The organism is Pseudomonas sp. LBUM1655, assembly GCF_059716085.1.
Genome location: NZ_CP166801.1, coordinates 1895020 through 1918157, shown reverse-complemented (window position 1 = coordinate 1918157; position 23138 = coordinate 1895020). Strand labels below are relative to the sequence as shown.

19 protein-coding genes are annotated in these 23138 nt (G+C 59.1%); 11 read left to right on the top strand and 8 right to left on the bottom strand.

The window, feature by feature from the left end; translation table 11 throughout:
- Positions 1-7 precede the first annotated feature (7 nt).
- The 3 genes from ACA074_RS08635 (at position 8) to ACA074_RS08625 (ending at position 3814) form a co-directional block, all read left to right on the top strand.
- Positions 8-184: a hypothetical protein gene (locus ACA074_RS08635; protein ID WP_497678782.1), complete on the top strand. Its 177-nt coding sequence runs from the start codon at positions 8-10 to the stop codon at positions 182-184.
- 77 nt (positions 185-261) lie between these two features.
- On the top strand, positions 262-2415 hold the full coding sequence (locus tag ACA074_RS08630) for a mechanosensitive ion channel domain-containing protein (RefSeq protein WP_497678781.1): 2154 nt from the start codon (positions 262-264) through the stop codon (positions 2413-2415).
- A 64-nt stretch (positions 2416-2479) separates the two neighbouring features.
- Positions 2480-3814 carry an amidohydrolase gene (locus tag ACA074_RS08625; RefSeq protein ID WP_497678780.1) on the top strand — a complete coding sequence of 445 codons (1335 nt, stop codon included), beginning with the start codon at positions 2480-2482 and terminating at the stop codon, positions 3812-3814.
- Between the two features lie 493 nt (positions 3815-4307).
- Here the strand turns inward: ACA074_RS08625 and ACA074_RS08620 are convergent, their stop codons facing one another.
- Entirely contained in the window at positions 4308-5021 is a 714-nt protein-coding gene (locus ACA074_RS08620) for a UTRA domain-containing protein (protein ID WP_187677495.1), read from the bottom strand.
- 352 nt (positions 5022-5373) lie between these two features.
- Here ACA074_RS08620 and ACA074_RS08615 point away from each other — a divergent pair, with 352 nt between their 5' ends.
- The 6 genes from ACA074_RS08615 to ACA074_RS08590 all read left to right on the top strand — a co-directional run bounded on the left by ACA074_RS08615 (position 5374) and on the right by ACA074_RS08590 (position 10684).
- Positions 5374-6441, top strand: coding sequence for an ABC transporter substrate-binding protein (locus tag ACA074_RS08615; protein ID WP_187677494.1), 1068 nt, complete (start codon positions 5374-5376; stop codon positions 6439-6441).
- Between the two features lie 133 nt (positions 6442-6574).
- Positions 6575-7381 carry an alkaline phosphatase family protein gene (locus ACA074_RS08610; protein ID WP_497678779.1) on the top strand — a complete coding sequence of 269 codons (807 nt, stop codon included), beginning with the start codon at positions 6575-6577 and terminating at the stop codon, positions 7379-7381.
- A 5-nt stretch (positions 7382-7386) separates the two neighbouring features.
- A complete protein-coding gene (locus tag ACA074_RS08605) occupies positions 7387-8223 on the top strand; it encodes an ABC transporter permease (protein WP_187677504.1) in 837 nt (278 codons plus the stop codon).
- Positions 8210-9010, top strand: coding sequence for an ABC transporter permease (locus tag ACA074_RS08600; RefSeq protein WP_401271989.1), 801 nt, complete (start codon positions 8210-8212; stop codon positions 9008-9010). The genes ACA074_RS08605 and ACA074_RS08600 overlap by 14 nt, the downstream gene beginning before the upstream one ends.
- On the top strand, positions 9007-9996 hold the full coding sequence (locus tag ACA074_RS08595) for an ABC transporter ATP-binding protein (RefSeq protein WP_187677491.1): 990 nt from the start codon (positions 9007-9009) through the stop codon (positions 9994-9996). Before ACA074_RS08600 ends, ACA074_RS08595 begins: the two co-directional genes overlap by 4 nt.
- Positions 9997-10030: 34 nt before the next feature.
- Entirely contained in the window at positions 10031-10684 is a 654-nt protein-coding gene (locus ACA074_RS08590) for an HAD family hydrolase (RefSeq protein WP_187677490.1), read from the top strand.
- A gap of 96 nt (positions 10685-10780) precedes the next feature.
- Here ACA074_RS08590 and ACA074_RS08585 read toward each other — a convergent pair whose 3' ends face one another.
- The gene (locus ACA074_RS08585) at positions 10781-11743 is read right to left on the bottom strand and encodes a zinc-binding dehydrogenase (protein WP_497678778.1); all 963 of its coding nucleotides are present in this window, start codon (positions 11741-11743) and stop codon (positions 10781-10783) included.
- A 138-nt stretch (positions 11744-11881) separates the two neighbouring features.
- On the opposite strand from ACA074_RS08585, the gene ACA074_RS08580 reads away from it, so the two are divergent.
- Positions 11882-13966: a carboxy terminal-processing peptidase gene (locus ACA074_RS08580; protein ID WP_497678777.1), complete on the top strand. Its 2085-nt coding sequence runs from the start codon at positions 11882-11884 to the stop codon at positions 13964-13966.
- A gap of 134 nt (positions 13967-14100) precedes the next feature.
- Positions 14101-15885: a bifunctional diguanylate cyclase/phosphodiesterase gene (locus ACA074_RS08575; protein ID WP_497678776.1), complete on the top strand. Its 1785-nt coding sequence runs from the start codon at positions 14101-14103 to the stop codon at positions 15883-15885.
- A 72-nt stretch (positions 15886-15957) separates the two neighbouring features.
- On the opposite strand, the gene ACA074_RS08570 is transcribed toward ACA074_RS08575, so the two are convergent.
- The 6 genes from ACA074_RS08570 to ACA074_RS08545 all read right to left on the bottom strand — a co-directional run bounded on the left by ACA074_RS08570 (position 15958) and on the right by ACA074_RS08545 (position 23000).
- A complete protein-coding gene (locus ACA074_RS08570; protein ID WP_497678775.1) occupies positions 15958-16314 on the bottom strand; it encodes a hypothetical protein in 357 nt (118 codons plus the stop codon).
- Positions 16315-16388: 74 nt separating this feature from the next.
- Positions 16389-21077 (bottom strand): RHS repeat-associated core domain-containing protein, encoded by a 4689-nt coding sequence (locus tag ACA074_RS08565; RefSeq protein WP_497678774.1) that lies wholly within the window; start codon positions 21075-21077, stop codon positions 16389-16391.
- 237 nt (positions 21078-21314) lie between these two features.
- Positions 21315-21722 (bottom strand): SEL1-like repeat protein, encoded by a 408-nt coding sequence (locus tag ACA074_RS08560; protein ID WP_187677484.1) that lies wholly within the window; start codon positions 21720-21722, stop codon positions 21315-21317.
- A complete protein-coding gene (locus ACA074_RS08555) occupies positions 21723-22094 on the bottom strand; it encodes a hypothetical protein (protein WP_003223109.1) in 372 nt (123 codons plus the stop codon).
- The gene (locus ACA074_RS08550) at positions 22091-22432 is read right to left on the bottom strand and encodes a helix-turn-helix domain-containing protein (protein ID WP_497678773.1); all 342 of its coding nucleotides are present in this window, start codon (positions 22430-22432) and stop codon (positions 22091-22093) included. The genes ACA074_RS08555 and ACA074_RS08550 overlap by 4 nt, the downstream gene beginning before the upstream one ends.
- Before the next feature lie 112 nt (positions 22433-22544).
- Positions 22545-23000: a YkvA family protein gene (locus tag ACA074_RS08545; protein WP_497678772.1), complete on the bottom strand. Its 456-nt coding sequence runs from the start codon at positions 22998-23000 to the stop codon at positions 22545-22547.
- Positions 23001-23138 lie beyond the last annotated feature (138 nt).

The following is a 23138-nucleotide window of genomic DNA, read 5'->3' as shown; positions in this document are numbered from 1 at the left end:
AGTCACCATGATCTCGTTGTCCTCCTTCCACGCCATGCTCATTCCCATCCTGAGCGGAATGGTCCTGCTGGCCGTCGGCTTCAACTTCCGCGACAAGAACGCCGGGGTGTTCGCCATGTGGATCGGCATGCTGACGATACTCGCCACCGTGGTCTACAAGATCCTCGCCAAACTCAACGAATAAATCCGCGCCCGGCTCGCATTGATTAATGCGGCCTCGTACACTCCAGCGAATCCGCCCCTTGCGAGGTTGACCGCCTAGTGTTTGCTCGTCTTTTTGCTCTACCCTGCCTGTTCCTCATCTGCCTGATGACGCTGCTGCCCATGGCGCCCGCCCACGCGGTCGGTCTGCCGGGCCTGCTCAACACCACCAAGACGCAGCCAGAAGCCCAGGAACCGCTTGGCCAGTCCCTTGACGAAGTCATCAAGTCGCTGGAAAACGACAAGCAACGTGCACAATTGCTGACCGATCTGAAGAAACTGCGCGACGCCACGAAAAAAGCCCAGGCCTCTCCCGAAGAAGGCGTGCTCGGGTTGATTGGCGGCACCCTGGCCAATTTCGAGAAACAGTTTTCCGGAGCTGGCAGCCCGGTCACTCGCTGGTCCAACGAATTCGATCTGGCCAAAGATGAACTGAAAGCGCTGATGCTCCCGGCCAGTGAATGGCTGCCGATCATTTTCGGCTTCGCCATGATTCTCATGGTCTGGAGCCTGCTTGCCGCCGCGCTGATCTGGGTCAGTCACCGGGTGCGCATGCGCTTCGGACTCACTGAAGAACTGCCGCAACACCCCAGGGCCGTCGACATGCTGCGCTTCGCATTGCGCAAGCTCGGGCCGTGGTTGATCGCGTTGGTGATCACCGTCTACATGAGTTATGCGTTGCCGTCGTCTCTGGGCAAAAGCCTGGCGATGGTGCTGGCCTACGCGCTGGTGGTCGGCACCTGCTTCTCGGCGATCTGCGTGATCGCTTTTTCCCTGCTCGACGGCCCACACCGCCATCGCGCGTTGTACATCCTGCGCCATCAGGCGTTTCGGCCGTTGTGGCTGATCGGCAGCTTCGCCGCCTTCGGGGAGGCGCTGAACGACCCGCGCCTGATCGAGAGCCTCGGCGTACATCTGGCGCACACCGCCGCGACCATCGCCAATGTTCTCGCTGCGCTGTCGACCGGGCTGTTCATCCTGCGATTCCGCCGGCCGATCGCCCACCTGATCCGCAACCAGCCGTTGTCCCGACGCCTGACCCGACGCGCGCTCAGCGACACCATCGAAATCCTCGGCACCTTCTGGTACGTACCAGCGCTGGTGCTGGTCGGCATCTCGCTGTTCGCCACCTTCGTCTCCGCCGGCGACACCAGCACCGCGCTGCGTCAGTCGCTGATCTGCACCGTTTTGCTGGTGATGTGCATGGTGATCAACGGCCTCGTGCGCCGTCATTCGCTCAAGCCACAACGCGGGCCGAAACGCCACGCGCTGTACTCCGAGCGCCTGAAAAACTTTTTCTATACCCTCGCGCATTTGCTGGTGTGGCTGGTGTTCATCGAACTCGGCCTGCGCGTGTGGGGCCAATCGCTGATCGGTTTTGCCGAAGGCGAAGGGCATGACGTCAGCGTCAAACTGTTAAGCCTGATCGGCACACTGGTTTTCTCCTGGCTGATCTGGATCCTCGCCGACACCGCCGTGCACCACGCCCTCACTCGCTCGCGCAAAGGCCTGGCCAATGCGCGGGCGCAGACGATGATGCCGCTGATCCGCAACGTGCTGTTCGTGGCGATTTTCATCATCGCGCTGATCGTCGCCCTGGCGAACATGGGCATGAACGTCACGCCACTGCTGGCCGGTGCCGGCGTGATCGGCCTGGCCATCGGTTTCGGTGCGCAGTCGCTGGTGGCGGACTTGATCACCGGCCTGTTCATCATCATTGAGGACTCGCTGGCCATCGACGATTACGTCGACGTCGGAGGCCACCTCGGCACCGTCGAAGGCCTGACCATCCGCACCGTGCGCCTGCGCGACATCGACGGCATCGTCCACACCATCCCGTTCAGCGAAATCAAAAGCATCAAGAACTACTCACGGGAATTCGGCTACGCGATCTTCCGCGTGGCGGTGCCGTACAACATGGAAATCGACGACGCGATCAAACTGATGCGCGACGTCGGCCAGAAAATGCGCACCGATCCGTTGCAACGCCGCAATATCTGGTCGCCGCTGGAGATTCAGGGTGTAGAGAGTTTCGAGTCCGGCAGCGCGATTCTGCGCGCCCGCTTCAAGACCGCGCCGATCAAACAGTGGGAAGTTTCCCGAGCCTTCAACCTGTCGCTCAAGCGCCATCTCGACGAAGCCGGGCTGGATCTGGCGACGCCACGCATGAGCGTGCAAGTGATCACCGCCGGTGGTGGCCAGCCGAAGGAATAGCACTTAGGCACGACGTTCGGGTCACAGGCTGGGAAGCCAAGAATAATAAACAAGGAGAAACCCGATGCAGCTCACACGTATTGCCCAAGCCGTTCTGTTCACCTTGTTCGCCGGCCACGCCGGGGCTGCCACGATGGACAGCAGCCGCGAACAAATCGCCACGCAGGCCAAGGCACTTGAGCCCGAACTGCTGGAAACCCGCCGCGACATCCACGCCCACCCGGAACTGGGCAACACGGAAAAACGCACGTCCGAATTGGTCGCCAAACAACTGAAAGCCATGGGCCTTGAGGTGAAAACCGGCGTCGCCCGCACGGGCGTCGTCGCCATCCTCAAAGGCGCGCTGCCCGGCCCGACCGTGGCCCTGCGCGCCGACATGGACGCGCTGCCGGTCAAGGAAGTCGCCGACCTGCCGTTCGCCTCGAAGGCCAAAGGCACCTACCTCGACAAAGAAGTCGACGTGATGCACGCCTGCGGCCACGACGCCCACACCGCGATCCTGCTGAGCACGGCGAAAATCCTCACCGGCATGCGCGACACTCTGCCCGGCACCGTGGTGTTCTACTTCCAACCCGCCGAAGAAGGCCCAAGCGACTTCATCCCTGACGGCAAAAACACCTGGGGCGCGAAAATGATGGTCGAAGAAGGCGTGATGAAATCACCCAAACCCGACGCCGTTTTCGGCCTGCACGTCTGGGCCGGCGTCCCGGCCGGCCAGATCGCCTACCGCCCGGGAGCCACCCTCGCCAGCTCTGACGACCTGCGCATCAAAATCCTCGGCAAACAAACCCACGCCGGCCGCCCCTGGGACGGCATCGACCCGATTACCGTCGGCGCCCAAACCATCGTCGGCCTGCAAACCGTGGTCAGCCGCCGCACCGACATTTCGTCTTTCCCGTCTGTCGTCAGCATCGGCACCATCAACGGCGGCACCCGTTACAACATCATTCCCGAATCCGTCGACATGACCGGCACCATCCGCTCCTACGACTACGGCATCCGCCAGAAGCTGCATGCGGACGTGCGCCAGACCGTCGAGAAAATCGCCGAAAGCGGTGGTGCGAAAGCCGACGTCACCATCATCGAAAAATACGACCCGACCATCAACAACCCGGCACTGACCGAAAAAATGCTGCCGACATTGAAGTGGGCGGCCAAGGATGATGTGGTGAATGCGCCGCTGGTGGGTGGCGCGGAGGACTTCTCGTTCTTTGCCAAGGAAGTGCCGGGGCTGTTTGTGTTTCTCGGCGTGACTCCGCGAGACCAAGACATAAGCAAGGCCGCGCCGAATCACAATCCGGGGTTCTTTGTGGATGAATCGGCGTTGGTGGTTGGCGTGAGGACACTGGCATCGTTGGCGACGGATTATTTGTATGCCAATGCCGGGGCAGCCAAATAGAGATGGAGTGACTGTGGGGGCGCCTTCGCGAGCAAGCTCGCTCCCACAGTGAATACAGACACCCTGCCAGAGCTTGGTCGGTTGTCAGGCCGCCATCGCTGGCAAGCCAGCTCCCACAGGAATCGAGTACACCCGGTAAACCTATATCGCTTCTGCTTCTCACCACTCAACACAATGAGCGCAAGCTCGAGTACCGCTTTTGATCTTGGTCCACGGGCGACGTCGGAAGGCTGAGTGGAGGGATTGATCCGGGCGTGGGAGCGCAGCGACCGTTTGGCGCAGCCAAACACAGCGAGAGGAGGTGCAGCGAAGCAAACCGTAGGCGCTGCGCCCGGATCGATCCCGGAGCGAAGGAACCCCGAGCTTTAGCGAGCGGGCCGGACGTAGGAGCAAGCCTTTTTGGTTACTTTTTCGGCGTCTGGAAAAAGTGACCCGCCGTAAGGGCGGAACCCTAATCAGCAACACCCGAAGCAACGGATATTCACCCAACCGATCAAACGACATCGACCCCGACATGAATCGCATCATGCCGCCAAAACTCCAGATCACAATCAATCAACCGCTCATGCTGATCATAATTGACCCGAGCAATCCGCAACCCCGGGCTCCCCACCGACACCCGTAAAGCCGCCGCCGCATCCACCGACAACGACGTAGGCACGATCTCAAACCGCACCCGCCCATAGTGCAAATCGTAATGCCGCGCATACAACTCAGTAATCGACTGATTCAAATCAAACTCTAAAATCCCCGGGAAATACTGCGGATTCAAATAGTGCTCTACATAAAGCACCAACCGCCCATCAATCCGCCGCGACCGACAAATCTGAATCACACTCGACAACGCCGGCAACTGCAACCAGGCACACACCGCCGCCGAAGCCGGTTGCAGTCGAGCCGAAATCACCTCGGTCGAAGGCACCCGCCCCTGCGCACTGACCATCGCGTGAAAGTGACTGCGCTGCATCAGGTTGTAGGCCAGACGCGGTGGCGAAACGAACCAGCCCCGCCGCTCCTCACGATAAATCTGCCCCTGCGCCTCCAACTGCAACAACGCCTCACGCACAGTAATCCGCGTCGTGCCAAACAACTCACTGAGCTTGCGCTCGGCCGGCAACTTGCTGCCGGGCGCCAATAGCCCGTGGTCAAGTTGCTCCTGCAACACCTGGCCAATCGCTGTCACCGCTTTTGTTGCCTCATCGCGCATCAACGTTACCTATCTGGACTAGACCAGCACTGTTTCAGGGCAAAAACCGAACGACCTGCAAGCCGTTAACGAGTGTTGCAAGCCTAGGCAGTGCAGATGACCAAGAGATGACAAACCTGCTCAACGGTCGCCTTAACGACTTGCAATACATCGGCCAAGTCCCTTGCCCGCCGGGGCTTTGAGCATGGTCTACGCTTAGTTGGCAGCCGCCGATACCGGGCAAATAAAAGGCCTGAAGCAAGGCCACCGACATGAAAGTGTCATCCAGCCCCCTTAAATTGGCTCAGGTATTGCTGACCTAGACCAACACAAACCGCAATCGCAGCGTTGAACACGACCAAGGAGCTTCGGAATGAAACAGCTTTTCCTGGCAACACTGTTAGGCTCGACCATTGCAATGTGCACCGCCGCCATGGCGGCCGACACTGATCTGAAAACCCTCGAAGCCGCTGCGAAAGCGGAAGGCGCCGTCAACAGCGTCGGCATGCCCGATGACTGGGCCAACTGGAAAGGCACCTGGGAAGACCTCGCGAAAAAATACGGTCTGAAACACATCGACACCGACATGAGCTCGGCCCAGGAAATCGCCAAATTCGCTGCGGAAAAAGATAATGCCAGCGCCGATATCGGCGACGTCGGTGCCGCCTTCGGCCCGATCGCGGTCAAGCAAGGCGTGGTGCAACCGTACAAGCCAAGCACCTGGGACCAGATCCCGGACTGGGCTAAAGACAAGGACGGCAACTGGGCACTGGCCTACACCGGCACCATCGCCTTTATCGTCAACAAGAAGCTGCTGCACGGTTCCGAAGTACCGACCAAATGGGCTGACCTCAAGGGCGGCAAATACAAGGTTTCCATCGGTGACGTGAGCACCGCTGCGCAAGCTGCCAACGGCGTTCTGGCCGCAGCGCTGGCCAACGGTGGCGACGAGAAGAATATCCAGCCTGCCCTGCTGCTGTTCGCAGACATCGCCAAGCAAGGTCGCCTGTCGATGGCCAACCCGACCATCGCCACCATGGAAAAAGGCGAGATCGAAGTCGGCGTGGTCTGGGACTTCAACGGCCTGAGCTACAAGGCCAAGATGGCCAACCCGGATGACTATGTAGTGCTGATCCCGTCTGACGGTTCGGTGATTTCCGGCTACACCACCATCATCAACAAATACGCGAAGAACCCGAACGCCGCCAAGCTGACCCGCGAATACATCTTCAGCGACGCCGGCCAGACCAACCTCGCTCGCGGCAACGCCCGTCCGATCCGCGCCGAACACCTGCAACTGCCGGAAGACGTGAAAGCCAAACTGCTGCCGAACGAGCAGTACAAAAAGGTCACGCCGATCAAGGACGCCGATGCGTGGGAGAAAACCTCCAAAGGCCTGCCACAGAAGTGGAACGAAGAAGTCATCGTAGAGATGAAGTAATCCTTCATCTGTAGGAGCTGCCGCAGGCTGCGATCTTTTGATCTTGCTCTTGAAAGGCAAAGTCAAAAGATCGCAGGCTTCGCCAGCTCCTACAACGTTCGGTCCCAGCCTTGTTTTCGGAGTCACCGCCCCTATGAAGCACAACGTCATCCTTGTCGTGCTCGACGGCCTCAACTACGAAGTCGCGCGTCACGCCATGGGGCATCTGCAGGCTTACGTTGGCGCAGGACGCGCCGCACTCTACAAACTGGAGTGCGAGTTGCCCGCCCTGTCCCGACCACTTTACGAATGCATCCTCACCGGAGTGCCGCCGATCGACAGCGGAATCGTTCACAACGACGTCTCGCGCCTGTCCAACCAGCGCAGCATCTATCACTACGCGCGTGACGCCGGACTGAAAACCGCCGCCGCGGCCTATCACTGGGTCAGCGAGTTGTATAACCGCTCGCCGTTTGTGGCCGCCCGCGACCGCCACACTGACGATCCATCACTGCCGATCCAGCACGGCCACTTTTACTGGAACGATCACTACCCGGATTCGCACCTGTTCGCCGACGCCGAAAACCTGCGCCTGCGGCACACGCCTGACTTCCTGCTGATTCACCCGATGAACATCGACGACGCCGGCCACAAGCACGGCCTCGACACCCCGCAATACCGCAACAGCGCGCGTTTCGCCGACATCATCCTCGCCGACTACTTACAGGCCTGGCTCGACGCCGGTTATCAGGTGCTGGTGACCGCCGACCACGGCATGAACAACGACCGCTCGCACAACGGCCTGCTGCCGGAAGAACGCCAGGTACCGCTGTTTGTTCTCGGCGACGCCTTCAGCCTCAACGCAGACGCTGCACCGAAGCAGACCGAAATCTGCGGCATGGTCTGCGAACTGCTCGGCGTGCCCCATGACAAACCTGTGTGCCGGGAGCTGCTCAAGTGAATGCCATGACTCGCGGCAAATGGCTGGCGGCACTGTGCCTGGTGCCCTTCGCACTGTTCTTTATCGTGTTTGAAATCGCCCCGCTGATCTGGGTGATGATCAACAGCCTGCAATCGGAAGAGTCCGGTTGGGGCCTGGAAAACTTCAGCAAGATCTTCAGTTCGAAGTTCTACCGACAGGCGATCCAGTACAGCCTGGAAATCAGTTTCTGGTCGAGTGTGTTCGGCATCATCATCGCCGTGCTCGGTGCGTACTCCCTGCGCCGGGTCGACTCGAAACTGCGCAACTTCGTGAATGCCTTCGCCAACATGACCAGTAACTTTGCCGGCGTTCCTCTGGCCTTCGCGTTCATCATCCTGCTCGGTTTCAACGGCAGCATCACCATCATGTTGAAGCAGGCCGGGATCATCGAGGACTTCAACCTGTACTCGAAAACCGGGTTGATCATCCTTTACACCTACTTCCAGATCCCCCTCGGCGTGTTGCTGCTCTACCCGGCCTTCGATGCCTTGCGCGAAGACTGGCGCGAGTCCGCCGAATTGCTCGGTGCCAACGGCTGGCAGTTCTGGCGGCACATCGGTCTGCCGGTCTTGACCCCCGCGCTGCTCGGCACGTTCGTGATCCTGCTGGCCAACGCCCTCGGCGCCTACGCCACGGTGTATGCACTGACCACCGGCAACTTCAACGTGCTGCCGATCCGTATCGCGGCGATGGTTTCCGGCGATATCTCCCTCGATCCGAATCTTGCCAGTGCGCTGGCCGTGGTGCTGGTGGCGCTGATGACCATCGTGACCGTCGTGCATCAACTGCTGTTGAAGAGGAGCTACCATGTCTCGCGTTGAATCCGGCCCGGCCGGCCTCTACCACCGCGTCGTGGTCTACCTGCTGTTCGCCATCCTCTTGGCACCGCTTGTGGGCACACTGATTTACTCAATCGCAAGCAGTTGGTCGGCGACCATTCTGCCCAGCGGCTTTACCTTCAAGTGGTACATCCAGTTGTGGAGCGATCCACGCTTCCTGCACGCCTTCGGTCAGTCATTGCTGGTGTGCGTCGGCGCTCTGGTACTGTCGGTGGTGCTGATCCTGCCGCTGCTGTTTGTGGTGCATTACCACTTCCCCAAACTCGATGCGCTGATGAACATCCTGATCCTGCTGCCCTTCGCGGTGCCGCCAGTGGTGTCGTCGGTCGGCCTGTTGCAGCTCTACGGTTCCGGGCCAATGGCGATGGTTGGTACGCCGTGGATTCTGATCGGTTGCTACTTCACCGTGGCGCTGCCGTTCATGTACCGGGCGATCACCAACAACCTCCAAGCGATCAATCTGCGCGACCTGATGGACGCCGCCCAACTGCTCGGCGCGAGCACCTTTCAGGCAGCAATTCTGGTGGTGCTGCCGAACCTGCGCAAAGGCCTGATGGTGGCGTTGCTGCTGTCGTTCTCGTTCCTGTTCGGTGAGTTCGTCTTCGCCAACATCCTCGTCGGCACCCGCTACGAAACCCTGCAGGTTTATCTGAACAACATGCGCAACAGCAGCGGCCACTTCACCAGTGCGCTGGTCATCTCCTACTTCTTATTCGTGCTGGTCCTGACCTGGATCGCCAACATTCTGAACAAGGACAAAAGCGAATGAGCTATGTCAGCGTCCAACATCTTCAAAAAAACTACGCTGGCACCACGGTGTTCAGCGACATCGACTGCGAAATAAACAAGGGCGAATTCGTCACCCTGCTCGGCCCGTCGGGTTGCGGCAAATCCACCCTGCTACGTTGCATCGCCGGGCTGACGCCGGTCGATGGCGGCAAGATCCTGCTCGATGGCGTCGACATCGTGCCGCTGAGCCCGCAGAAACGTGGCATCGGCATGGTGTTCCAAAGCTACGCGCTGTTTCCCAACATGACCGTCGAACAGAACGTCGCCTTCGGTCTGCGCATGCAAAAGGTCAATGCCGACGACAGCCATAAACGCGTTGCCGAAGTGTTGAAACTGGTTGAACTGAACGACTTCGCCAGTCGCTATCCCCATCAGCTTTCCGGTGGCCAATGCCAGCGCGTTGCCCTCGCCCGTTCGCTGGTGACTCGTCCACGTCTGTTGCTGCTGGATGAGCCGCTGTCGGCCCTCGATGCACGGATTCGCAAGCACCTGCGCGAACAGATTCGTCAGATCCAGCGGGAACTCGGCCTGACCACGATCTTCGTCACCCACGACCAGGAAGAAGCGCTGACCATGTCTGACCGGATTTTCCTGATGAATCAGGGAAAAATCGTACAGAGCGGCGACGCCGAAACCCTGTACACCGCGCCTGTCGATGTGTTCGCCGCCGGCTTCATCGGCAACTACAACCTGCTCGATGCTGACGACGCGTCGAAGCTGTTGCAGCGCCCGATCAACCACCGCATTGCCATTCGCCCGGAAGCCATCGAACTGAGCCTGAACGGCGAACTCGACGCACAGATCCGCAGCCACAGCCTGCTCGGCAACGTCATCCGCTATCGCGTCGAAGCGCGCGGCGTAGAGTTGGTGGTGGATGTGCTCAACCGTTCGGCCGCCGATCTGCACCCCGACGGTCAGCGTCTGGCACTTTCCATCGATCCCACGGCCCTGTGTGAGGTAGCCTGATGACTTTGCTGACGTTGAAGAGAGAACTGCACTGATGGCCCTGGCAATTTTTGATCTGGACGAAACCCTCATCCATGGCGACTGCGCCACCCTCTGGAGCGAGCAGATGGGCCGTTTGGGCTGGGTCGATCCCGAATCGTACATGCGCAAAAACAACGAGCTGATGGATGCCTACAGCCATGGCAAATTGCGCATGGAAGACTACATGGACTTCAGCCTCGAACCACTGATCGGCCGCACCCCAGAAGAAGTCGAGCACTTGGTCGGCCCGTGGGTTGAAGACTTCATCGAACCGATCATCTTCAGCGACGCGACCAAAACCATCGCCGCCCACCGCAAGGCTGGCGACCGGATTCTGGTGATCTCGGCGTCGGGCACGCATCTGGTCAAGCCGATTGCCGATCGGTTGGGTATCGACGAAGTCCTCGGAATCGAACTGGAAGTCGCGCATGGCGTGTACAGCGGCCATACCGTCGGCACCCTGACTTACCGCGAAGGCAAGATCACCCGCTTGCTTGAGTGGCTGGATGCTGAAGAGGAAAACCTGGAGGGCGCGAGTTTCTATTCCGACTCACGCAATGACCTGCCGTTGTTGCTGAAGGTCGATTTCCCGCACGTGGTCAATCCGGATCCGGTGCTGCTTGAACATGCCGAAAAGGCCGGCTGGCCGATCCATCTCTGGAAATAAAAGCAAAAGATCGCAGCCTCCGGCAGCTCCCACAGGGTGTACACATTCCACCGTAGGAGCTGCCGAAGGCTGCGATCTTTTGATCTGGCCTTTCTTTCAGCTCAGGCTGTCGTCAATCACCAACACCAGTTTTCCGGAAACGGTATTGCTCGCCAGCTCGGCAAATGCCGCCTCGGCGTCTCTCACCGGGAAAGCCTTGGCCAACTGCGGACGCAAGCGTCCTTCGGCAAACAACGGCCACACATGCTGACTCAGGTCACTGAACAGATCGGCCTTGAACTGATCGTCACGACTGCGCAGCGTAGAACCCAGCAATTGCACGCGCTTGGCCAACACCTGGGCCAGATCCAGCTTCGCCTCACGGCCCCCCATCAAACCGATCAACACCCAACGCCCATCCAGCGCCATGAGCTTGAGATTGAGCGCCGAGTAGTTGCCGCCGACCGGATCGAGAATCACATCGAACGGGCCGAAGTCGCGCAAGCTTTCCAGATCATCCGTACGCACTACGCCGCCCTGGGCTCCCAATGCTTCACAGTAAGCCAAACGCTCGGTCGAGCCGACGCTTACCCAGCACGGGTTGCCGAACGCCTTGCACAGCTGAATAGCGGCTGAACCAATTCCACTTGCCCCGGCGTGCAAGAGAACTTTCTCACCCGGTTTGAGCGCCGCAAGCTGAAACACATTCAGCCAGACCGTTGCATAAACCTCGGGTAATGCCGCCGCCTCGATCAACGACACGCCTTCGGGAACCGGCAGCACGTGCCGCCCGTCGACGACCACCTCTTCGGCCATGCCACCCCCGGCCAGCAAGGCGCAGACCCGGTCGCCGACGTGCCACGAACTGCCCGCACCGACCTCGCTGATCACCCCGGAGCACTCAAGACCGAGGACTTGGCTGGCACCCGGGGGCGGCGGATAAAGCCCTGCTTTCTGTAATAAATCGGCGCGATTGAGGCCGGCTGCCGCCACTCGGATGCGGACTTGTCCTACATCACACGTAGGACTCGGCTCTTCAACCCATGCCACTTGACCTTCCACGCCTTGCAATGCCTTCACAGTGCCTCCATAGTGAGTCTGGACTGAGCCCGAAGCTGTAGCGCCGGGCTTTTTGCATTATGCGACCGGCTCTCGTAGAACCGGCGACTTCAAAGACGGCCTAATATGCGTTATCAATTGTCCCCGCGTCGAATCAGCATGAAGCATTTGCTCCCCAGCACCGCCCTCGCTCTTTTCATCGGCATCGGCCTGTTGCCGGTGTCGGGCAATACATTCGCAGCCAACAGCTGGGACAAATTGCAGCCTGATCGCGATGAAGTCATCGCCAGCCTGAACGTCGTCGAGTTGCTCAAGCGTCACCACTACAGCAAGCCGCCGCTCGACGATGCGCGCTCGGTGATCATCTACGACAGCTACCTCAAGCTGCTGGATCCGTCGCGCAGCTATTTCATGGCCAGCGACATCGCCGAATTCGACAAGTGGAAGACCCAGTTCGACGACTTCCTCAAAAGCGGCGACCTCAACGCCGGGTTCACCATCTACAAGCGCTATCTGGATCGCGTCAAGGCGCGTCTGGACTTCGCCCTTGCCGAGCTGAACAAAGGCGTCGACAAGATGGACTTCACCACCAGGGAAACCTTGCTGATCGATCGCAAGGACGCTCCTTGGCTCAAATCCACCGCCGATCTTGACGACCTGTGGCGCAAACGCGTCAAGGACGAAGTGCTGCGGATGAAGATCGCCGGCAAAGAGCCGAAGCAGATCCAGGAAACCCTGACCAAGCGCTACAAGAACCAATTGTCGCGCCTGGATCAGACCCGTCCGGAAGATATCTTCCAGGCGTACATCAACACCTTCGCCATGTCCTACGATCCGCACACCAACTATCTGTCGCCGGATAACGCGGAAAACTTCGACATCAACATGAGCCTGTCCCTCGAGGGCATCGGCGCTGTGTTGCAGAGCGACAACGATCAGGTGAAAGTCGTGCGTCTGGTGCCTGCCGGCCCTGCCGACAAGACCAAACAGGTCGCCCCTGCCGACAAGATCATCGGTGTTGCCCAAGGCAACAAAGAGATGGTCGACGTGGTCGGCTGGCGTCTGGACGAAGTGGTCAAGCTGATCCGCGGCCCGAAAGGCACCGTGGTGCGCCTGGAAGTGATTCCGGCCAGCAATGCGCCGAACGACCAGACCACCAAGATTGTGCCGATCACCCGCGAAGCGGTGAAGCTTGAAGATCAGGCCGTGAAAAAATCCGTACTGAACCTGAAGCAGGACGGCAAGGACTACAAACTCGGCGTCATCGAGATCCCGGCCTTCTACCTCGACTTCAAGGCGTTCCGTGCCGGTGATCCGGACTACAAGAGCACCACTCGCGACGTCAAGAAACTGCTGACCGAGTTGCAGAAAGACAAAGTCGACGGCGTGGTCATCGACCTGCGCAATAACGGCGGCGGTTCTCTGCAGGAAGCCACCGAGCTGACCAGCCTGTTCATCGACAAAGGCCCGACCGTACTCGTGCGTAACGCCGATGGCCGCGTCGACGTGCTGGAAGATGAAAACCCGGGTGCGTTCTACAAAGGCCCGATGGCGCTGCTGGTCAACCGCCTGTCTGCCTCGGCGTCGGAGATCTTCGCCGGCGCCATGCAGGACTACCACCGCGCGCTGATCATCGGTGGCCAGACCTTCGGCAAAGGCACCGTGCAGACCATTCAGCCGCTGAACCATGGCGAACTGAAACTGACCCTGGCCAAGTTCTACCGGGTTTCCGGTCAGAGCACCCAGCATCAGGGCGTGTTGCCGGACATCGACTACCCGTCGCTGATCGACACCAAGGAAATCGGCGAGAGTGCCCTGCCGGAAGCCATGCCGTGGGACACCATCAAGGCTGCAATCAAACCTGCGGCCGATCCGTTCAAGCCGTTCCTGGCACAGCTCAAGTCCGAGCATGACACTCGCACCGCCAAGGATGCCGAGTTCGTGTTCATCCGCGACAAGCTGGCACTGGCGCAGAAGCTGATGGAAGAAAAAACCGTCAGCCTCAATGAAGCGGATCGTCGTGCCCAGCACGCCAGCATCGACGCCAAGCAACTGGTGATGGAGAACCTCCGTCGCAAGGCCAAGGGCGAAGAACCGCTCAAAGAGCTGAAGAAAGAAGACGAAGACGCCCTCGCGGCAGCCGAGCAGGACAAGGTCAAACCGGAAGACGATGCCTACCTGAGCGAAACCGGGCGCGTTCTGCTGGATTACCTGAAACTGAGCAATCAGGTGGCCAAGAAGTAAGGTGATGGCAATTTAATGCTGACGATCCCCGGATCGTCATCAAACAGTCATCATTCTGTCGTGCAATAAAGGACTGGGAGCCACTCTCTTCATCGAGAGCGCTCCCAGTCCTTTTTTTATCGCCAGAGATTGCCATGACCACGACCGAACAGCTGAGTGCCTTGAGCTCGATACTGACTCAAAGCGGTTTACACAGCCTGTTCCAGCCGATCATCTGCCTCTCTGAGCGACGTATTCTCGGTTACGAAGCTCTGACTCGCGGCCCGTCCAATAGCCCTCTGCACTCGCCCATCGCGCTGTTCGCGGTGGCGCGTCAGGCCGGACGCTTGAGCGAACTGGAAATCGCCTGCCGCCAGAGTGCTTGCCGTCGATTTAACGAACAGCAACTGCCGGGCAAACTGTTTCTCAACGTCTCGCCGGAGTCCTTGCTCGAAGCGGCGCATCAGCCAGGGCGGACACTGCAATTGCTGCAAGACTTCGGCATCCCGCCGAGTCAGGTGGTGATCGAACTCACTGAACAGACGCCAATCGACGACTTCCAGTTGCTGCAAACGGCTCTACATCACTATCGAGCGATGGGTTTTTCGATTGCCCTGGATGACCTCGGCGCCGGGTATTCGAGCCTGCGCCTGTGGTCAGAACTGCGTCCGGACTACGTGAAGATCGACCGGCATTTCATTGATGGCATTCATCAGGATGCATTGAAACGAGAATTCGTCGGCTCGATCCTGCAGATTGCCAAAGCATCCCGGGCGCAAGTCATTGCCGAAGGCATCGAACTGCCGGAAGAACTGGCGGTGCTCACCGAAATGGGCGTTGATCTGGTGCAGGGTTACTTGCTGGGTCGCCCCCAGGAACAGCCACCCCGTGACGCCCGCGCCCTGATGCCTAAACACGACAGCAGCGCCGTGGCCCTGAACGACGAAGGCAGCGACCTCAGCGCCCTGCTCAACGACCAACCCGCCGTGCCACGCGACACGCCGACCGCCACCGTGCTGGAAGCCTTCCGCCGCCAGGCCAACCTCAACTCACTGGCCGTGCTCGACGAACAAGGCCAGCCGTGCGGCATCGTCCACCGCCACTCTCTCTCGGATGCCCTGCTAAAACCGTTCGCCACCGACCTGTTCGCGCGCAAACCCATCAGCCGCCTGATGAACGACGACTTCCTCGCTGTGGAAATGAGCCAGTCGCTGCAACAGGTCAGTCGCCTGATCACCAGCCGCGCCCGTCAGCGGATCGAAGAAGACTTCATCATCACCCTCAACGGCAGCTATCTCGGCCTCGGTCGGGTGATCGACGTGCTCAAACTGATCACCGAACTGAAAATCCAGCAAGCCCGCTACGCCAACCCGCTGACCCTGCTACCCGGCAACGTGCCGATCCAGCAATGCCTGACGCGCCTGCTGCAACAGGCCCGCGAATCAATCATTTGCTACGTCGACATCGACAGCTTCAAACCCTTCAACGACATCTACGGCTACGGCCGCGGCGACGAAGTCCTGCTGTGCCTGGCGCAGTGCCTCAACGAACGCGTCGACCCTACCCGCGACTTCGTCGGCCACATCGGCGGCGACGACTTCCTGCTCGTCCTTGGCCCCGAAGACTGGCGCAAACGCCTCAACCAGTTGCTTGATGACTTCCAAAGCCAATGCCGCCGCTTCTACCGCCCCGAGCATCTTGAAGCAGGTTGCTTCATTGCGCCGAATCGCCAGGGGGTGCGGCAGGAATTTCCGCTGCTGTCACTGTCCATCGGTGTGGTGCATCTGCATCCCGAAGCGTGCGCACAACTCGACGCCAGCCAGCTCGCGGAAATGGCTTCGCAGGCTAAGCATCATGCGAAGAATGTTCCGGGGTGTAGCGTGCATGAACTCGACGCTGTGGCAGCGCCCGCACACCAGACGTCGCAACTAGTCGGTTAAAACTTTGCGTGAAGTGCGGGCTTGCTCGCGAAGGCGCCGTCCTCTCATTGCACATTGTGAATCTGTAAATTGTTAGCCAAAGTCTTTTTCATTTCGATACTTTGTCAAACACTCCAGCAAAACCCTCATGAAACTGGACCTATCCGTAACGTCATCATCAAAATATGTCGTCATTCGATTAAAGACACGATCAAAATTGTCATCCTCCTTCAAAAAATGATCGACTGTATCTATGAGAGACTTTTGCTCGGCATCTGTGTACTCATAAAATTCAGGCTTTAACAAAATATCGAACAACTCTGTCAGCTGCCGAGTATCGTTTACGTTTTTTTCAACTATAATTCGCTCTCGTTCAACATCAAAAGTATTTTCGATATCAAAAACAAACAGTAAATTTTTTACATCCACAATGTTATATAAATTTTTCATCAATCAAAATCCGTATACGACGTTACAGTTCCGCCATTTGCTTTGAGAATAACGACAGCTTTCTTCTGCTGTCCTTAAACTCCGTCTTTCGTATAACCTTCCCCAATTATCTTTCCCATGTCCATGGGCCTTTTCGATATTTGAAGATTGGTCTGACGAAGTATTAGTTTCGCTCTGTAGATAGCATTTAACTGATCTCTATGACTGAGAAAATGAGTGGCCGCGCTTGGAATTTTAGGCTCTCCGTCTTTTGATCCACCGATGTAAGTCTCAACAACACCAGTCGTTGGATTTTTCCCTGAAGTAATTCTTTCAAATTGAGATTGCAGAGTTGTTTGAGCGCCGTGTTTTTCTAAAAAATGCTCTCCATTTTGTGGATTCTCCATTTCATGCAAACGTCGGTATGCGTTTTCTTCAGCTAGTTCATCAATCCTCGCCCTCCGCTCCTGCGCTGTCATCTTCGGCAGCGCTGGCTCACCTTCATTGACCTTAGCGCCACTTACATCACCCGGCACCGTACAACCCGGCTTCTTCGGCGGCGGACAGTTCGAACTCAACCCCAACGGATCCACCCACCCCGTTGGATTCGGCACGTACTGGTACTGATTCAACCCACCCGCCAACTTGATCGGGTCCGGCGTCAGATACCGGCCCAGCCGTGGGTCGTAATACCGATGCCGGTTGTAATGCAGTCCACTCTCAGCGTCGAAATACTGCCCCTGAAACCGCAGCGGCTGGTCGAGGTATTCCTCGGCGGCGAGGGTCAGCGCGGCAACTTTGCCGTAGGCGTCGTATTGCGCCGACCAGACGATTTCGCCGCTGTAGTCGGTGAGTTCCTGTGGGGTGCCGAGGTGATCGAGTTGGTAATAGAACGGGCAGGCGCGCTTCGGGCCTTTGCCGTCGAGCAGCGCCAGCGGGCGGAAGGTGCCGGGTTCGTAGACGTAGCTGCGGTGGTGGGTTTGGCTGCTTTCGGCGACAAGGTGATCGCCCTGCCAGAAGAACTCGGTGGTGGCGCCGTCGACGGTTTTGCTGATGCGCCGGGCGAAGGTATCGTATTTGTAGGACGCGGTTTTGCCGTCGGGGCGGGTCAGGCCGATGAGGCGGTGTTGGCAGTCGTAGCGGTATTCGGTGACGAGTTTCTGCGCGGTGCCGCGGCGTTCGCGGATCAGGTTGCCGAAGGCGTCGTAGTCGTAGTGGCGGTCGCCCTGCATCAGCAGGCGGTTGCCCTTGATCTGCGTCGGGCCGGGCCGGTCCTGCATCAGCAGGTTGCCGGCTGGGTCGTGGGCGAAGGATTCCGGCAGTTCGTCGCGCGAGTGGCGCACGCGGATCAAACGGTCGAGAGCGTCGTAGCCGTAGGTGCGTTGGCCGTGGCGGGTGTCGGCGATGTGCTCAAGGTTGCCGTTGGCGCTGTAGGCATAATCGCGGCGATACAGCGAATCGTGCTGATGGCCTACGGCGTGGGCGAGTAAACGGCCCTGATCGTCGTAGGTATATTCGCTGAGCAGCAGACCTTGCTGGCGTTGTTGCTCGCGACCGGACTGGTAAACGTGGCGCGTCAGTGACGCGCCGTTGAGGTCGATGGCTCTGAGTGCACCGCCCTTGGCGTGGTGGTAATCGAGTTTGCTGTTGTCCGGCAGGCGCATGCGTTTGAGCTGGCCGCAGGCGTCGTAGGTGTAACGCAGGGTGCCCCAGCCCTGATGCTCGGTGATCAGGCGATCTTGCAGGTCGTACTCAAAGGCCAGGGGATGCTTCTGACCGTCGTCGACGCCGGTCAGTCGGCCGAGGCGGTCATAGCGGTATTCGACCTTGATCCCGTCGGGCAGGGTTTTGACCAGCAGGCGGCCGGCGGTATCGCGTTCGTATCCGGTGACCAACGTCGAGCCGTCATCGCCAAACTCGGTTTTTTCCAGCAGGTGACCATTGAGGTCATAGGCGTAGCTCGTGCGCCGGCCATCGAAGCCGGTTTCCTGTCGGATCAGTCCGGTCGGCGTGTAGTCCAGACGGTACTTTTCGCCGGACTCGTTTTCGATTTCGGTGAGCAGAAGTTGTGCATGGTCGTAGCGGTATTGCACCCGCGTACCGTCGGGGTTGATTCGGCGTGAGACCAGATGCAGATCGTCGTCATATTCGTAACGGGTGATGCGGCCGAGTTCGTCACGTTCGGCGGTGACCTGGTTATAGGCGCCGTAGCTGTAGGCGCGGGTGCTGCCGCCCGGAGACGTCGTCTGAATTAGTCGGCCCACGGCATCCCAGTGCTGACGCGTGAGCGCACCGTGTTCGTCCTGACTGGTGGTCCGCCGCCCCAGCGCATCGTAGGAAAAGCGCCGCACACCGCCGTCGGGCAGGGTTTCTTCAACCAACTGGCCGAGAGCGTTCCAGACCAGCACATGCCGACTGGTGTCCGGATAGCGGATCGACAGCAACTGCCCACGCGCATCGTAGTGGTAATGCGTGACCTGCCCGTCGGGATCAACCGCCTCGGTAACATCACCCTGGGCATTGCGCCGGTACGTCCACACCGCCTCGCCGCGAGAGCGGCTGTGCAGGAAACCGTTGCGGTACTCGTAGGACGTCGGCTCATCGTCCGGTGGAAGCAGCGCAATCAGGCGTCCGACGTCGTCGTATCGGTATTCGGTGACCGCGCCGAGCGGATCCTGCTCGGCGATCAAACGCCCCGCGTCGTCGTAGGCCTTGAGGTGCTCGCCACCGTCGGCCTCGACCTTGCGCACCAGCCGCGCGCGCTCGTCGTGCACGTAGGTTTCTTCGGTGCCATCGACGTAATGCACCGCGACGCTGCCGTCGTCATCCCAGACGTAGCGGGTGTCCATCTGCGAGAACGACGCCCAGTGCCGCACGCAGCGCGCCGATTTTCCGGCCCGTTCCCACTCCCAGAAGAAACTCGCCCCACCGGTCAGCTGACGCTGGAGGATGACGTGCTGATCGTCGTAGTCGTAACGCTCGCTGTCGCCAACGGCGTTACACGCTTCGATCAGGTGTTGATAAGCGTCGTAGCGATAACTGACGAGGGTTTGTTCAGTCGTCCATTCAGCCAACTGAAACGACTGATAATCGACGGCCACCAAATGCTGGCGGTCGTAGCGCAGTAATAGCGATCGACCCGCCCCGTTATCCAGCCGCTCAATACGATCCTGACGATCCCGAGAGATGCGCAGACGATTGCCATACCCATCACTGACCGCCGTTAGCCGCCCGGCCCGAAAGTGATAAAACCGCGCCGTGTCCCCCGCCAGCGCAAGAATCAGTTCCTCAGGTTCATCCCCCAGAAAAATCGCCGCCCGCGACAGACTGTTGTGAATCGCCGGCCGTTCAGCACTCGGCACTGGAAACCGCGTGCGCCGGTTCTCATGGTCGACCCAAACAACAAAATCGCCATCGAACTCCAGCCGATGCGCCAGCGAATGGCTCCAGCCAAACCCCAAGCCGACATCGATTTCGGCGGCACTGGTTCGATACAAGCGGGTGAACTCAAACGGCAGCAATCCATCGAGCGTGCCGTCAGTCAGGGTCAGCAGTTCCTCACCGGTGACCATCGACACCGGGCAGCCGTTGGTGCAGGTCGAGGGCACACAGTCGGCGCTGTCGCCGTTGGGGTTTTTAGCCTGATCGGGCTTATCGTCGTGAGGTTCGTCTTTCTTCAGCGAGGCGTTGCGCTTGGCATTCCAGCGCAGTTGCATCCGGCCTTTTTTCACGCCGGCCGCTATGCCGCGCGCGGCAACGGTTTTGTACTGATCAACGTACTTGATGAAGCCGTGGACGATGGCAAACAGCGCCTTCACCAACCGCGTCACCGCTGACAGCAATTGAACTGCGCGATCCGCCAGACGCAGCGTCAGATACGCGATCCCTGCGCCGCCGCTGGCGAAAGTCAGCACAACGCTGATCAGCACATCGATCAGCAATTGCACGATCATCATCGACGCCGCTTCAGCAGTTTTGCCGGCGATCTCACTGGGCGGCAACATCTCCAGCCAGAGACTCGCCGTGCGTAGCAGCAAACACAGGGCCGCCTCGTCACTGACCAGCAGTTGAAGCTGCTCCATCACCTCAGGCGCGGTAGCTGCCAGATTGATCAGATCAGTTGCGCCACTTCCCAACCGTTGGGCAAACTTGCCCGGATCCTGGAGAATCTCCGACAACAATCCAATGCTGTCCCACACCCCCTCGATCGCCGCCCAGCTCCCGGCCAGCATGCCGTTACCCGCCGCCGTCGCCACCGACTGCGACCACTGTGGCTTGAACCCCTGCCATTCGCTACGCAGCCAATCATCCAGTTCAACGGTCAGGCCATCGTAGGACTCAAAAAGATCTTCAACCTGTTCCGGGCTGACAGCACCGTGCACTTGCACCCGGTAGAACTTGCCCTCTGTGCCCTTGAACTGCCCCTTGCCTTGAGCATCCAGAGTGATGGGCGTCGTTTCGCCACCATCCACTGCCACCACATCGACCACGATGTTGCCGAGCGGGATGTCATACACCGACTCGAACTTGCTCTCGATCAGCATCAGCCCGCCCTTCGGGCACTGCACGACGTTGGAGAAAAACTGGTCGTCGCTACTGCTGACGGCGGTACTGCTCTCACCAAAGCGGATGATCCGCTCGATGCCCATCAGCGACGGAAGATCTGCGGCATGGCTGACTGTGTCGGCGGCACGGCTGGCCCAGTGTTTGAGCTGCTCGCGGTAGAGGCTGAGGGTGTCAGGGAAGCTGTCGAGTGCTTGCTCGATACGGGTGATGGCTTCCATCAACGCACGCTTGGGTGCGGGGTGGACTGAATAACCGGGTCGAGCATGAACGTTCCCTCGCGCAAAAATTAGGCGCGGGAACTGTGCGGGGGATCAATCAGGAAAGAAGTCAGGCGAGTAGGCAATAGATGTAGGACTAATCCTCAAACTATCCAAAAAAACAAACAGGCAGGCGAAAACGCAAACGTGGCGTGAGGTTTCCCTCACGCCACGTTTATTGAGCGGACACAGATAGACTTACTGCGTTGAATCCCGCGCACTCAACTCTTTCAACTTATGCTCGGCCAACGGATGCCCGGCCTTGGCAGCCATGCTCCACCAGCGTGCGGCCTCAGCAGGGTCAGGCGCTTTGCTCGGTGTACCCGTCAGGCTGATCACCCCGACCTGATAAGCCGCTTTGCCATCGCCGGCCAGTGCCGCCAGCCGCAACAGTCGCACGCCCTCTTCACGCGCTCCCAACCCTACACCGCGAAAGGTCAGGATGTGGCCGTAGAAGCTTTGCGCGCCGACATCGCCGAGGGTAGCCATACGCGCAAACTGGCCTTCAAGCCAGCGCCAGCCTCGGGGCTGGCGAACAAACCACGACCAGTGAAACAGCCGGCGAGCCAGCCAGTAACCGGCTCGCGCCTTGAGTCGTAAAAACACTCAAGCCTCCGCCGATTCCGGGTATTCGTATTCGAAGACTCTGACGACCTCCGAAGCATGCCATGACGCTGCGGCGACGCCATCGGACGGCCCGGAAAAACGCCCCAGGCGCTCGACGCATTCAAAAAAACCGGTACGCGGCAGGCGACTGGCGCCCTGACTTATCACCAGCGAACTGCGTAATGGTTGTTCGGCCTTGGCATCCAGCGCGGCCAGATGCTCCAACGCGGCCGTCAAGGTTTGCATAGCCGGTGTCGGCAATTGCAAACGTTCGAGCAAGGCCCGATAGGTCAACAGATGGCGCTGCCTGCGCGCCTGATCCAGCTCCCCCAGCAATCCGTCCCAATGTTGACGACTGATGCGTACGCTCACGATTCTTCCCTCCACCCTGGCACCGTCAGCTCCCAGGCCAGACTGCGGCGAATCGCGGCGTCGGGCAGACGCTCGCCACTTTCGATCATGGCCAGATAAGACGGGCTGATGCCTACCGTGCGGGCCAGCGCCTCGACGGCGATGCCCTTCCCTTCGCGCAAACTGCTTAGTTGATCCAGACCTGGAAGAATCGGGTCCGGTGTTGCCACGAGCGGCGCTGACGCCTGCTGTGGCGGTGCTTCTTTGATGCCTGCTGCTTTCAGTAGAGACTGATACTGAGCCCATGGCAAAACCGCATATTCGGGTTCGCCATCGCGTGCAATTATCTGAATATCCATGACTACCCCGTAGGACAACAACACTTAGCGAGTCGGCACTTTTCCTTAGAAGTGTAATCCTAACAGCGGCCAAGGTCGCGGGGGGTATCTATCTGTAAGCGGACTTCGACAATCAGGGCTTTTTCGGGCCCTGGAGTTGCAGTTGCTCGGGGGTATCGGGCAGACGTTCGACGACTGCCAGTTTTTCCGGTTGCAAGCGGTTGCGCCAAAGTCGGAAGGCGTTGAGTTCATCGTCGAGGGTTTTCATCAGCCAGGCGAGGACGGCGATGTCGTCTAGCATGCCGAATACCGGGATAAAATCCGGGATAGCATCCACCGGGCTGAGGAAATACATCAACCCCGCCACCACCGAAACCAAGGCTTTCGGGCTGATCGCCCGGTACTCACCGCGCCAGTAGGCCAGGCACAAGGCCTGAAGTATACGAAGATCATCTTTGAGTTTGCCGAGTCTATTGCCTTGCGCGGCGCCTTTGCTGGCCACGGCAAACAGCAGCGTCGGCAGGCGACCGCGAGCCAGCAGACGGCCGGCCAGAGGCAGGAATCGAGCGAAATTCCACGGAGCTTTCATCTATTCCTCCCGTTGAAATGTTATCCACACAAATTGTGGATAACCTTGTGAACAGAGCTGCATTTCAGCGCTGAAAGCCCCGTTTCATAAGGGCTACGCTCAGATCGGGCGTTTTTTACTCACATAAAAAAACCCAAT